The sequence below is a fragment of the Allorhizobium undicola ORS 992 = ATCC 700741 genome, from assembly GCF_000621665.1.
In the GTDB taxonomy this organism is placed as follows: Bacteria; Pseudomonadota; Alphaproteobacteria; order Rhizobiales; family Rhizobiaceae; genus Allorhizobium; species Allorhizobium undicola.
In genome coordinates this window covers 119,304-132,267 of record NZ_JHXQ01000007.1, presented here as the reverse complement: position 1 = coordinate 132,267, position 12,964 = coordinate 119,304, and the positions used below count along the sequence as shown (strand labels likewise).

Genomic DNA, 12,964 nt, shown 5'->3' with positions numbered 1-12,964 from the left:
ATGCTCTAGCCACTTGAAATTCAGGGTAAAATGCGCAACGAACAAGGCTGACCCGCAACAGGCTTTGCTTCCATGACACCCATCACCGCTTCCGCGCCGCCCCGTCGGCTTACCTCTGCCGATTTTCGCACACTTGGCCTTTCCGCGCTCGGCGGCGCGCTTGAGTTTTACGATTTCATCATTTTCGTGTTCTTCGCGGCGGTGATCGGCAAACTGTTTTTTCCCCCGGACATGCCGGATTGGCTGGTGACAATCCAGACATTCGGGATTTTTGCCGCCGGTTATCTGGTTCGACCGGTGGGCGGTATTGTCCTTGCCCACTTCGGTGACATCTTCGGGCGCAAGAAAGTATTTGCCTTCTCCATCCTGCTCATGGCGCTTTCCACGCTGGGCATGGCGGCAATGCCCACCTATGCCAGCATCGGGGTTGCCGCACCGCTGCTTCTCGTCGTCATGCGGTTGTTGCAGGGGGCGGCAATCGGTGGCGAAGTTCCCGGCGCATGGACCTTTGTTTCCGAGCATGTACCATTCCGCCGTGTCGGTTTTGCTTGCGGCTTTCTGTGTTCCGGCCTGACGCTGGGAATCCTGCTTGGGTCGTTCATTGCCACCATTATCAACACGGCCTTCACCCCGGACGACGTGGCTGCCTATGCCTGGCGCATTCCCTTTCTGCTCGGTGGCGTTTTCGGGCTTGTCGCCGTCTATCTGCGCCGCTGGCTCAGTGAAACGCCGATCTTTCGCGAAATGCAGGAAAGCCGGAAGTCCGTGCCCGAATTGCCGCTGAAAGCCGTCCTGCGCGACCATCCCCGCGCCATTGTGCTGTCCATGCTCCTGACCTGGATCCTTTCAGCCGGGATTGTCGTCACGACGCTGATGACCGCGACATTGCTGCAAAAGCTTTATGGTTACGGTGCCCAGCAGGCGCTGGCGGCAACCAGTTTCGGCACATTGTTCCTGATTGTCGGCACCGCTGCGGCAGGCGCGCTGGTGGACAGAATCGGATCGGCACGGCTGTTCATCGGCGGCAGCCTGTTTTTTGCCGCAGCAACCTTCACCTTCTACAGTCTGGCAGCCACATCGGTTCCCGTTCTGTTTGGTCTCTATGCGGTCATGGGATTGTCGGTTGGCATGGTCGGCGCCGTTCCCTATGTGATGGTGCGAGCCTTCCCGGCACCTGTCCGTTTTACCGGCCTGTCGTTCTCCTATAATCTTTCCTACGCGATCTTCGGCGGCCTGACGCCGGTTGCCGTTTCGACGCTTCTGGCATGGAACCCCATGGCACATGCCTACTATCTTCTCTTCATCGCCGCGCTCACGCTCGCCATCGGCCTGTGGCTGGCAGCAGGCGGGAACCGCATCGAAGCCCAGGCAGGCATAGAGGAGTTAACCACACGAAAAGCGGGTTAACCAGCGCTGGAACAGTCCAGCCTTCTGACGGTTGGAAGAACAGGCTGCCCGTTTGAAGGCGGGCAAGCATCCTTCCGAAAGAATCCACGATGAATGGCAAGCAATGGACTGTCTGTTTCGCGCTTCTGCTGATTTTGCTATCGGGATTTGCCTTTTTCAGTCCCCCCGATAGCAATGAGAGCAAGCACGCCTCACCCCGTACGATTCAGCAGTAGAGCATTTCGCGGAAAGGTGGAATCCGGTCTTCCCGCCGGTAATGGTTAAAACAAAGATCAACGGTCATTCCGTGTGTCGTTGAAGCTCCGTGTTTCGTTTAAGCATGGTTCCTTATCGTGTTTCGGGACGAAAGACCGGCTGTCATTTGCAGATCAGGGCATCTGGACCTTGCTCGTTTCGGGCAAGCGGAGAGGATGCACGTGGCAGCGTCCGGGTAAACCAATCGATTGTTGCTTCCAGTCCTTGAGCAAGCGAGACCTTAGGCGTCCAGCCCAGCAATGCCTGCGCCTTGGTAATGTCAGGCCGCCGGCGACGGGGATCGTCGGTCGGAAGCGGCCGATGGATGATATCACCCGCCTGGGGAATTGCCCTTCTGACCTGCTCGGCCAGCTCGCAAATGGAAAACTCCTGCGGATTACCCATGTTTACAGGCTGGCCCGGATTATCGTCGATCGCCATGAGAGCCATCAGCCCCCCGACCAAATCGGTGACATAGCAGAAGGACCGCGTCTGTGCGCCGCTACCATAGATTGTCATGGGGCGGCCTTGCAGTGCCTGGACAATCAGGTTCGATACGATCCGCCCATCATCCGGCTGCATACGGGGGCCATATGTGTTGAAAATACGGGCAATGCGCACATCCACGCGCGAAAGCCGCAAAAAATCGAAGCATAATGCCTCCGCAGCCCGCTTGCCCTCATCATAACAGGCCCGCGGTCCCGTGCAATTCACATGCCCCCAATAGTCTTCCCGCTGGGGATGTTGCTCCGGATCGCCATAAACCTCGCTGGTGGAGGCCTGCAACAAGCGGGCGCTATTTGTCTCTGCCAACGCCAGCAGATTGCGTGTGCCGATCACGCTGGTCATCATGGTGTGGATGGGATCGGCCTGATAGTTGGGAGGAGAAGCGGCACAGGCGAGATTGTAGATCGCATCGAGTTTTTCCGGCAGGAAAACCGGGTCGCAGACGTCATGCTTCACAAAGCTGAAGGCCGGATGATTGAGTAACGGCGCGATATTCTCCATCGAACCCGTCAGGAAGTTGTCAAGGCAAATCACCCGGCAGCCCTGCGCCAGCAACTCATCGGCAAGATGCGAGCCCAGAAAGCCCGCCCCGCCAGCAACCAGCACAGTTCTTGGGGCTCTCTCATATCCTTGCAGCATGGTCTTCTCCTCTCACACTTGCCGGTTGGCTGGCGATGTCAAATTTCACCCCTACTCTGTTCCAGACGCAAAGCCGGTTCCCACTTTTGCTGGAAATACAGCTCTTTCACGCATTTCCGGACGCAAAACCGGTTCCCACTTTTGCTGGAAATGCAGCTCTTTCACGCATTTCCGGACGCAAAACCGGTTCCCACTTTTGCTGGAAGTGCTTGAAACCCCCAAATCGCAGCCGCCAGCTCTTCCCCTCTCGCATGTCCGGTATGACCCGTCAGCACGATGTGCGCCGCTTCCTGCGCAATCTCCCGCCTTGACGTTTCCGGCATGGTTTCCAGCACATCGGCCACATCCTGCGTATCCTTTGCCAGCACTATGGCCTGCCCCTCCGGAAAGAGGCTCGCAAGCCCCTCCCATATATCGCTGATGATCGGCACGCCGCAGGCCGCGGCCTCGAACAGGCGAACACTGGGCGACCAGCCAAGCGCTACCATATCGGCGCGCGTCACGTTCAGCGTGAAGCGCTGGCGGCTGTAGAAGGAAGCATGGGCCTCAGGAGGCAGATGCTCGATCCGTTCCACATTGGCCGGCCAGTCGATATCTGCCGGATAGGATGGTCCCGCCACGACAAAGCGGCGATGCGGCAAAAGTCGCGCTGGCCTGAGCAGCAGGCGTTCAAGAACCAGTTGCCGATCGGGGCTATAGGTGCCGAGATAGCCGAGATCCCAGGCCGTAGCCTCGCCAGTGGCGTGGTAGACATCAGGATCGACCGAGCAATAGAGCGCCATGGCCCGCTGCACGCCGAAATCGCGTTCGAGAACGGTCAGGATCGGGCCCCCCGAAAAAGAAAAGCAGATATCGAAAAGCGGCAACTGGCGCCTTGCGATGTAATCCTCCTCTTCACGTCCCATCCTCGCCAGTGTCACCGGAGTATCGATATCGTAAAAGCACAGGCAATCCGGCACCATTGCCCGCACGAGGTCTATGACATCCACCCCATCCGGAACATATGAACCGATGATCACGGCATCTGCTCCGCGTATGTCGTCAGCAAAGACCTCGCCCAGTTGATCCACGGAGGCATAATAGGCAAGGCGGCAGAACGAGGCCTCCGGCAGATCGCGATGCGCCGCATACCAGGGCATGTCCCGTTCGAGAAAAAGACATTCATGCCCCAGGGCATTCAGGCCTCCGAGAAGCGAACGATAGGCCGTCGCATGACCGTTCCCCCAGGAAGACGACAAAGTGAGGCCAATAAATACAAGTTTCAGCGGCTTATTCATGCAACGCCCTCCCGTTTTTGCTCTGCCGAAATCGCCTTTCGGCGTCCAAGCAGCTCATGCAGCGCAAGGGCGCGGTTGTCGTAGGTGTGATCCTTCAAAACCCGCTGAAGGGCCTTCACGCCTATGGCGCGGGCTTCCTGCCTGCCAAGCCCGGTCAGGATTTCCTCCACATCGCGCCCGTCGCGTGCGACCAGCACCTCCTCCCCGGGGGTCAGGAACTGCTCAATACCCTCCCAGTGATCGGTAATCAGACAGGCAGCGGCCCCGGCCGCCTCGAAAACCCGCGTGGCCGGAGAAAAGCCGGTGCGCGCCATGTCGGCGCGTGAAATATTCAGCACGGCCTTGGGGGTCACGTTGAAGGCATTATGATCGCGGGTAGACACATGACCCAGACGGCGGATATTGGCCGCCATCGGCTTATCCTCCCAGCCGGAGCCGCCCAGCAGGAAACGCTGATCCACCATCCGCGCCGCAGGTTCGAGAAAGAAGCTTTCCACCCTCGCCTCCCGATCCGGCAGTCGATTGCCGAGAAAACCCAGATCCGCCGCAAATTCCGCCCGAGGCAGAACAGGATGATGCGTGGAGGGATCCAGCGCATTGTAAACCGGCACGCAACAGTCAGCGCCAAGCGCCCGATAGGCCGAAATCACGGGTGCACCGCCGCCATAGGTCAGGACAAGAGAAAACCCGGATAGTGCAGCGCGCAGGGGATGCTCCGGGGCAGCAAAAAGCTCGGCAAGTGTCGCCGGAGCATCGACATCCCAGAAGATCGTCAGGGCATCCCGGCGCGCCTGCCGTTGCAGCAGTCCCGGCAGGCAGTCATCGGCAAAACCCACCCCGCTTGCCTTGATAACCACATCCGCATCGGCAGCCTCGCCACACACTCTTAGCAGATCGCTCTGCGTTGGCTGATAGACGACCACACGGCACCAGCCGGGCGCATCCATATCACGATGCTTCTGCCTGTCATAAATATCTGGTTCGTAGAAGGTGATTTCATGCCCCAAAGCCGCAAGGGCGCGTATTATCCCGCGATAATATGTGGCAGCACCGTTCCAATAGGCCGAAAGCAGGCTGGATCCGTAAAAGGCAATCTTCATTCCGCTGCCTCCCCGGCCTGAAGCGACAGGCTCCTCCGGTCAACGCCCAGAGACGAAAGAATGTCCAGAAGTTCAAGAACGCGGTGACGGCAGGTGTGGCGCGCCCGGATGGTAGCCAGCCCTTCGGCGGCAAAGGCTTGCCGCATCGCTGCATCCTGCAACAGATCCTCCATCAGGCGCGCCATCTCACCGGAATTTCTGGCAAACAAAAAATCCTTCCCCGGCGTAAACAGGCCCTCGCAATCATTCCATGGGGCGGAAAGCAAAGGAATGCCACAGGCCAGAGCCTCAAATACCCGAATGGTCGGAATGCCCGGCAAATGGTCAACATAGGGGCGGCGCGGTACATGTATGGTGAAGGCATGGGCGGCAAAGCAGTGCGGCACTTCGGCATTGGCAATCCAGCCATGATAGGCAAGACCCGCCGCTCCAAGAGCATCAAGGGCCAGAGCCGGGTAGCGCACCCCGTGGATGTCGGCCTGCACGGGAACTGCCCTCTCCCGGCTCAACCTCGCCACCGGCTCCAGCAAAAATTCAGCCAACTCGCGGCTGCGCTCGTCATCACCCCAATTGCCGATCCACACAAGATCGCCCTGGCGCTCCATCTCGGGCATGGGATGGAAAAGCGTATCGTCGGCCGCCTCATGCCAGGTAAAAACCTTCCGGCCCCATCCGGCCTTGCGGTATCTTTCGCTCAACGCCTCGCCAAAGGCCAGCACCGCATCGTAATCAGCCAGTTCGAGTGCCGCCATGTCCTCGCCAGCCGACACGGCTCGATGATGGGTATCGTGAAACAGGAGGGTGAAGTCTTCCTCACGGCGCGCCCTGCCAATGCGCGCGACAAGATCCGGATCTGTCCATTCATGCACCACCACCACATCGGCACCGGCAAGAGTGGCCTCATGGTTGAAATCCGGACCGTAGCACTGGCTTTTCAACATGGGGAATGCGTGCTGGAAAGCCGCGATTGCTGCCTCGCCATGCTCGCTTTCGAGGTTGCGCCTGCTCCAGCCATTCTCTGGCTCCAGAGCATGAGCCTCATGTCCCTGCTTCAGAAGCTCCTTCATGACGCCACGCAGAAAATGCGCGTTGCCATGATTCCAGTCCGAAACAAGGGAGTGGGTATAGAACAGAAACCTCATGACAATCTCCGGGCTGAAAGGCAAAGAGGGGAAGCCGCTTTGGCGCCAGAGCAGCCGCGATAAAGCGCCAGCATGGCATCTGCCTGCCGGGCCAGCGTGAACTCCGCGGCCCGAAACATCGCTCTTGCTGCCAGCGCCTGCCGCTGCTGTGGCCTCTGGTGAAACTCGCGAATTACCGCAGCAAAGGCGTCCGGATCATCGGGTGGCGCAAAAAGGGCCGCGTCCTGCCAAAGCTCGCGATAGGTGGCAATGTCAGCCAGCACCATGGGAACGCCGCAACGTGCTGCCTCAAGCGCTGCAAGCCCGAAGGGCTCGTAAAGCGAGGGAGAAGCAAATATCTCGGCTTGCGCCAACGCCGCCACCATGGCCCGATGCGGCATGGGGCCGAGTCCGCGGGCGTGGGAGAGAACAAGCGATTGCCCTTCCGGCCCCTGTAATTCTCCGGCCATCAGAACCGGCAGGCCGCAAAGTCCGGCGGCGGCATCCAGAACCCTGCCATTCTTGCCCTCATCCCACCAGCGGCCCGCAGCAAACACCACAGCATCTCTTTGCCGACAGGACGCTTGCACCGCACTCGCATTCTCGATTACGGAAAGATGTGGCAGAGGCCCATAACACGTCTCCAATGCCTGGCCATGGCTATGGCTGGGGGCAACCACTGCCGTTGCCTGCATCAATCCCTGCCGGTTCAGGACTCCGTGCCAATGCCAGTTCTGCGGGGGCCGGGTCCCCTTGACCTGCATGGACCAGGTGGGAATACAGGAATGCGATACGGTAACCACCGGCTTTTGCGAATGAAGGCCGCTTGCCTGCGAAGGCAGATTGAGATGGAGCAGATCCACCTGGTAGCGTTCCGCGGTTTCCGCCAGCATCGGCGCCACGCTCTCCAGGTCTCGCACACAGCCTGCCATCCAGTCCAGCGGCAGGCCGAGCCACAGCAATTCGCCGGTTTTGGCAGCCTCCGCAATCTGGTGAGGTTCTGGAGACGGCCCAAGACCGACGAATATGGTTTCCACGCCTCGGCGGCCAAGTTCCGCGGCAAGGTCGAGAGAATAACGCCAGACACCGCCAACGGCATCCACCGTCATCAGAATGCGGCTGGGAAAAGCCTTCATCGGGCCGCACTCCGCCGACCCTCTTCAGCAAGATGCGGGAAGCGATGTTCAACCAGCCAGTCATGCAGGGCCGACAAACCTTTCCGCCACTCCGTCGCGGCCCGCCAGCCAAACGCATCCCGCAAGGCACGCGTATCAGCTACGAAATAAAGCTGGTCTCCGGCCCGCCAGGGCGCGAGATTCCGTCCGGTCCCGCGCCCTCTCAGCCGGTCGATCTCGCGGATCACCATGTTCAGGCTGACCGCATTGGCAGCACCGCCGCCGAGGTTGAAGGCGCGCCCGCTAACCTCGGCAATTCCGGCATGGACCGCGCGATAGGCCGCAACAGCATCGTCAATGAAGAGAATGTCACGAACCTGCTTGCCGTCGCCATAAATGGAGATGTCCTCTCCGGACAGGGCGCGAATGAGAAAATGCGCCACCCAACCCTGATCCTCCGTACCGAACTGGCGCGGCCCGTAAATACAGCTCATGCGCAGGACGGCTGAAGGCAGCCCGAAGGATTTGGCATAATCCAGCACATATTGATCGGCGACACCTTTAGAGCAGCCATAAGGGGTACAGAAGTCCAGCGCCCGCCCTTCGCCGACGCCATGGGCCCGCAGCATGGGATCGGCTGGAACATAGCGATCCTCTGTCTCGATCATCGCCAGATCCGGCAACGCGCCATAGACTTTATTGGTGCTGGCGAAGATAACCGGAGCCTGCCGCCCGGCCTTGCGCACGGCTTCCAGCAGATTGATCGTTCCACGGGCGTTTATTTCGAAATCGTCGATCGGCCGCTCGAGACTGGTCGTCACCGCCGTTTGAGCCGCCAGATGAAAGACGGCTGACGCATCGGCCAAAGCAGGCTCCAGCGCGGGAAGATCGCGAATATCGATGAGAGCAGGATGCACTCGCCCGCCATGACGCTCCTCAAGCCAGGCAAGATTACGATCGACGCCGGGGCGGCTGAGATTGTCGATGACGATGACTTCGCGTCCCTCCCGCAAAAAGCTGTCGGCCAGATTGCTGCCGATGAAGCCCGCACCCCCGCTTATCACGAGGGGTCTTGCCGGCCGCATGATGCCCGGCCCCTGCAAGCGCGCCACATCATCGACACGGCTCAGGCCGCCTTCCTGCAACAACCTTCCCAGCAACTTGGGATGCCCCTGATGATCGGCGATCCCGAGATGATAATGGCGTGGATCGAACCACAGTCCTTCCTGCACAGGCACGTCCGGGGCCACATCCTGATAGCCGTACCAGTAGCTGCGCGCCACGGGCAGATTGATGGCCTTGGCAAAGCGACGCACCTGCTCGAGTTCATCGTTGCGCCAGGTAGAATAGCCGGTTTCGGTGATCCAGATTTCCGCCCTGGGATTATGCCGGTCCATGATCTGGCGCATTTCTCCAAGATGCAGATCCCAGCCACCCCAGCTTGCCGCCTCGCTGTCCCATGTGCCCGGAAAACCGTGAAAGCCAACGGCCTCCACCACAGCCAGTACGCCGCGCTCACCCATCAGGTTCAGCCAGTAGGGATCGAAAGGGCATGGGCCTCCCAGCACGGGCTTGAAGCCTCGATGGCGCGCCCAATAGGCCGCAGCGCCCACCATTTCACAAAACAGATCGAATTCGGGATCTTCCCGCCAGTCCCAGTCGAGCAGGTTGTTCGGCTCGTTCCACAATTCCACATGAGTAAACCATGCACCGTACCGGGTCAGGATATGATCGACGAAATCGGCGTAATCCTTCAGCACGCGCGGCGCGCCGGAGGACCGGCCGGTACGTGACAGGGAAGGCGGCGTGTAGTGAAGGCAGGGCAGAAGATCGATGGCCGCCCCCAGCCGCGGGATGAGCCAGTCGAACCATTCCTCACCACCCGGGGCCAGATATTCGGCCCAGGAAAGATGCGTGCGCAAATGGCTTGCCCCTGCGGCGAGGATATCCGCCAACACCTCTTCGCTACGGGCATATTCGCCTGGACGGAACCATTCGACGAAACCGAAGCGGCACGCCCTGGCCGGATCTTCCGAATGGCGGTTCATGACACCAGCCCTCTTTCTTCCAGCTGGCGGCGCATATCCGGGCCGCGGTCTTCCGCGCCCACCTCCCGCACCCATTCAGCAAAAGGCGCCAAAGTGTCTTCCAGCCGATAGCGCGGCTCGAAACCCAGTAGATCTCGCGCCCTGGAAATATCAGCAAAGCAGTTGCGGATATCCCCCGCTCGGGCCTTGTTCACGATGTCAGGCTCCAGATGAGGCACGCCCATTGCATCGGCCAGCAAGCGGGCAATCTCGGCTATGGCATAGGCCTTGCCGCTGCCGATGTTGATAACCTCGCCATTCGCCCTGTTGTTTTCGAGTGCCAGACGAAAGGCGCGCGCCACATCTCGAACGTGCACGAAATCCCGCCTCTGACGGCCATCTTCGAAGATCATCGGGCGTTCGCCATTGGCCAGCCGGGAGGCGAAATTTACCAGCACACCCGTATAGGGATTGGCCAGAGCCTGCCCGGTTCCGAACACGTTGAACAGCCGCAGCGCCGAAGCGCGTATGCCATAGGCCTCAGCAAAAATCAGCACGGCGCGCTCCTGCGCATATTTGGTAAGCGCATAAATGGAGGCCAGATCGACGGGCTTTTCCTCATCCGTCGCAATGGGAGACAGAATGTGACCTTCGCCATCGACGGGATCCCATCGGCCTGCCCTCAGTGCCTGCGGCCTGCGCCGCACCCGCTCCAGCCGCTGCCCTCCGCCTCCCTGGTAGAGACCTTCACCATAAACGCTCATGGAGGAGGCAACGATCACCGTTTCAACCGGCGCGCCGATCATGGCTTCCAGCAGCACCGCCGTTCCCAGATCGTTGGCGGAGACATAGCGCGTGATTTCGTACATGGATTGGCCGACGCCGACCTCCGCCGCCAGATGAATGACCGCATCGCACCCCCTCAGCGCGCCGCGCACAGTGTCCGCATCGCGCACATCGCCCTGTCTGAACTCCACCTCCGGCGGCAGGTCGGCCTGCCCCTGACCATGGACCTGATCGATCAGCGCATCGAGAACCCTGGTCCTATAGCCGTTTTCAACAAGTTCAGCGGCAACGTGACGACCAATAAATCCTGATCCACCAGTAACGAGAACGGTTTGAGACATGGAGTGCAATTACCTGCCGAAAGTGTTGTTGATGCCGTCCGAACCGGAGCATTGGTGGATTGTTCCGCACTTCTTCATCTTCAGAGACATTTTCTTCGACTATGACGTCTTCATCTTCTTCCGGAACGAAACATCCCGACGCGTGTTGGGAGGCTCTCAATGATTTCCGTCATTCAAGCCACGCGAGGACAGGGATGGACCATCAAAACAGCACAAGCGGGCTGATGCAGGCAGCCATCGTCACCGGCCCGGGCCGTGTCCGGGTGGAGGCCCGGCCCGTCCCCTCTCCCGAAGTGGACGAGGTTCGCATCAGACTTGAGGGATGCGGGGTCTGCGCCTCAAATCTCGGGCCATGGGCAGGACCGGACTGGATGCATTTTCCAACCGAGCCGGGAGCGTTGGGCCATGAAGGTTGGGGCGTTGTGGATGCCGTCGGAGCCAATGTCACGGCAATCAGGCCAGGCGAGCGGGTGGCCGCCCTTTCACACAATGCCTATGCCCACTATGACCTTGCCAGGGAGCAAGCCGTCGTAAAGCTACCGGATGAACTGGTAGGCCTGCCATTCCCCGGCGAGCCTCTGGGCTGCGCGATGAACATCTTCCGCCGCAGCCGGATAAAGGCCGGCGACACGGTCGCCATCATCGGCATCGGCTTCCTCGGCGCCCTTCTGACACAGCTTGCCGTCAACGAAGGCGCTGAGGTCATTGCGCTCTCACGGCGCGAATTTTCTCTCCGCACCGCCCAGACCTGCGGCGCACATCACAGCCTGCCCCTCGATGACCATTGGGCGATCATTGAACAGGTGCAGGAGCTGACGCAAGGCCGCTTCTGCGACATCGTCATCGAAGCCACAGGCAAGGCCTGGCCACTCGATCTGGCTGCAGAACTCACGAAAGAACGCGGCAGACTCATCATCGCTGGATATCATCAGGACGGCCCTCGACAGATCAACATGCAGCTCTGGAACTGGCGCGGGCTGGATGTCATCAATGCCCATGAACGTGACCCCGCCCGATACAGGCAGGGCATGGAAGAGGCCGTCGCGGCAACGCTCAAGGGCAGGTTCGATCCACAACCACTGCTGACCCATTGTTACGGGCTGGAGGAACTGGCTGTGGCCCTGAACGCTACCCGCGACCGCCCGGAAGGCTTTCTCAAGGCCTGGCTGAAACTCTCATGACAATCCCGTCCTGGCCGCCCTCCCCACCTGCTGCGTCCCTCCTGCGGCTCGGCTTTGCCGGTACAGGCTGGATCGGCCTCAACCGCATGGAGGCGCTCTTGAAAAGCGGACTGGCGCGTGCCGCCATGCTGCAAGACCCCTGTGAAGATATGATTGCCAAAGCCCGCACGCTTGCGCCCGACGCCGAGATTGCCGCCTCCTTCGAGACCTTGCTCGAAGCCGATCTTGACGCTGTGGTCATCGCCAGTCCAAGCGGTATGCACGCCTGTCAGGCCATCGCGGCGCTCGAAAGCGGCAAGGCGGTCTTTTGTCAGAAGCCGCTTGGCCGCAACGGAGGGGAAGTGCGCGCCGTTGTGGAAACGGCAAGAAAAGCCGACCGGTTGCTGGGGCTCGATCTTTCCTATCGCCATACGCGCGGCCTTCAGGCAATCCGGAAAGCGATAAGGGAGGATCGCCTGGGCAAGGTCTTTGCCCTCGACCTAGTTTTTCACAACGCCTATGGTCCGGGCAAGTCCTGGTTCTTCGACAAGGCACAATCCGGCGGCGGCTGCCTCATCGATCTTGGCGTGCATCTGGTTGACATGGGGCTCTGGTTACTGGATTTTCCGAAAATAAAGCAGGTTTGCGCCAGCCTGCACAGTGGGGGCTCGCTGCTCACGCCAGAAGACCGAGCACAAACCGGAGGCGCGGTAGAAGATCATGCAGCAGCTCAACTCAGAACGGAAAATGGTACCATGCTGCGTCTTGCCTGTTCCTGGCATCTTCATGCCGGAACGGATGCCGTGATTCGTGCCGATATCCACGGCACACAGGCGGGCGCGAGCTTCGCCAATATGGCAGGATCCTTCCATAACTTCGAGACACGGCTCCTTCACGCCACCACCAGCGAGCTTCTTTGTGGTCCGCCGGAAGACTGGGGTGGACTTGCGGCGGTGCAATGGTTGAAAAAACTGGCGAATGGCGGAAAATTTGAACGCGAAGCAGAAGATTTCTGTGCGGTATCTGATATTCTGGATTGCATCTATAGCGTGTAAGTTCATTCTGTCACCGTGACCGCCAACTGCGGGAAGACATGAACGCAACAACATGGAACCACGGGAATTCACGTGTTTAGCAGACGAAATGCCGATGAAGCACGATCGGGACAGGCACAGCCGATAATTTATACAAGCGCAGTTGCGCAATTCACCTGCAATTTAACGGGGCATTAACGGCCTTTCTCCGCAAAG

General features: G+C 59.7%; 10 protein-coding genes. 3 read left to right on the top strand and 7 right to left on the bottom strand.

The features are described 5' to 3' along the window. Positions 1–72 precede the first annotated feature (72 nt). Positions 73–1,407 (top strand): MFS transporter, encoded by a 1,335-nt coding sequence (locus tag T424_RS0110010; RefSeq protein WP_027487600.1) that lies wholly within the window; start codon positions 73–75, stop codon positions 1,405–1,407. Between the two features lie 357 nt (positions 1,408–1,764). Here T424_RS0110010 and T424_RS0110005 read toward each other — a convergent pair whose 3' ends face one another. The 7 genes from T424_RS0110005 to T424_RS0109975 form a co-directional block, all read right to left on the bottom strand. Further along, positions 1,765–2,787, bottom strand: coding sequence for a UDP-glucuronic acid decarboxylase family protein (locus T424_RS0110005; RefSeq protein ID WP_027487599.1), 1,023 nt, complete (start codon positions 2,785–2,787; stop codon positions 1,765–1,767). Between the two features lie 161 nt (positions 2,788–2,948). Next, complete coding sequence (locus T424_RS0110000; RefSeq protein ID WP_027487598.1) at positions 2,949–4,064, bottom strand: CgeB family protein; 1,116 nt, start codon at positions 4,062–4,064, stop codon at positions 2,949–2,951. After that, positions 4,061–5,164 (bottom strand): CgeB family protein, encoded by a 1,104-nt coding sequence (locus T424_RS0109995; protein ID WP_027487597.1) that lies wholly within the window; start codon positions 5,162–5,164, stop codon positions 4,061–4,063. The genes T424_RS0110000 and T424_RS0109995 overlap by 4 nt, the downstream gene beginning before the upstream one ends. Then, positions 5,161–6,306, bottom strand: coding sequence for a CgeB family protein (locus T424_RS0109990; protein WP_027487596.1), 1,146 nt, complete (start codon positions 6,304–6,306; stop codon positions 5,161–5,163). The genes T424_RS0109995 and T424_RS0109990 overlap by 4 nt, the downstream gene beginning before the upstream one ends. Further along, the gene (locus T424_RS20715; RefSeq protein ID WP_245269509.1) at positions 6,303–7,421 is read right to left on the bottom strand and encodes a glycosyltransferase family 4 protein; all 1,119 of its coding nucleotides are present in this window, start codon (positions 7,419–7,421) and stop codon (positions 6,303–6,305) included. Before T424_RS20715 ends, T424_RS0109990 begins: the two co-directional genes overlap by 4 nt. Beyond that, a complete protein-coding gene (locus tag T424_RS0109980; protein WP_027487595.1) occupies positions 7,418–9,448 on the bottom strand; it encodes an NAD-dependent epimerase/dehydratase family protein in 2,031 nt (676 codons plus the stop codon). The genes T424_RS20715 and T424_RS0109980 overlap by 4 nt, the downstream gene beginning before the upstream one ends. Then, positions 9,445–10,554: an NAD-dependent epimerase/dehydratase family protein gene (locus T424_RS0109975; protein ID WP_027487594.1), complete on the bottom strand. Its 1,110-nt coding sequence runs from the start codon at positions 10,552–10,554 to the stop codon at positions 9,445–9,447. The genes T424_RS0109980 and T424_RS0109975 overlap by 4 nt, the downstream gene beginning before the upstream one ends. A 194-nt stretch (positions 10,555–10,748) precedes the next feature. Here T424_RS0109975 and T424_RS0109965 point away from each other — a divergent pair, with 194 nt between their 5' ends. Further along, entirely contained in the window at positions 10,749–11,735 is a 987-nt protein-coding gene (locus T424_RS0109965; RefSeq protein WP_027487593.1) for an MDR/zinc-dependent alcohol dehydrogenase-like family protein, read from the top strand. Beyond that, complete coding sequence (locus T424_RS0109960; protein WP_051558909.1) at positions 11,732–12,769, top strand: Gfo/Idh/MocA family protein; 1,038 nt, start codon at positions 11,732–11,734, stop codon at positions 12,767–12,769. The genes T424_RS0109965 and T424_RS0109960 overlap by 4 nt, the downstream gene beginning before the upstream one ends. The last annotated feature ends 195 nt before the right edge of the window (positions 12,770–12,964 follow it).